At 35.8% G+C, this 422-nt stretch carries 1 protein-coding gene; it reads right to left on the bottom strand.

What is annotated here, in order from left to right; translation table 11 throughout:
• A partial coding sequence (gene rpmF, locus J7R10_RS10385; protein WP_208436499.1) for a 50S ribosomal protein L32 occupies positions 1 to 92 on the bottom strand: 92 nt, incomplete at its 3' end.
• Positions 93 to 422 lie beyond the last annotated feature (330 nt).

The following is a 422-nucleotide window of genomic DNA, read 5'->3' as shown; positions in this document are numbered from 1 at the left end:
TTATCCACGATATAGGTCGGCGCCTTGAGGGCATCAGCCGAACGGCGCATACCTCGCATTGATGGAGAGGTTTTTCGATTAGGGACAGCCATAAAGAGACTCTCCAAATCCACTAAAAAAGAACAGGCAGTATCAAAAATGATACAGCCTATCCATAACATCAGAAAATCTAGCAGCCTTATACACTGATAAGAAAGAAGAGGCAATGTCAAAATGACCGCGCCTTCATGAAAAAATACAAACATGATAAAGTTATTAGCAAAACCTACTATGTTATACTTTGATGAAAAGCATTTAATGAAACTTTCACATCATTGTTGATTTGGCTTTAAGATAGTGACCGCATACAGTATGTTTTAAAGATCAAAAAAGAAATTGATTTTTTAATAAAGTACGACGCAGATTGTTTAAATGAAGAATAA

Source organism: Bartonella vinsonii subsp. berkhoffii ATCC 51672, from assembly GCF_902825225.1.
GTDB lineage: Bacteria > Pseudomonadota > Alphaproteobacteria > Rhizobiales > Rhizobiaceae > Bartonella > Bartonella berkhoffii.
Note: the sequence above shows the minus strand (reverse complement) of the source record. Positions and strands in the feature narration are given on the sequence as shown.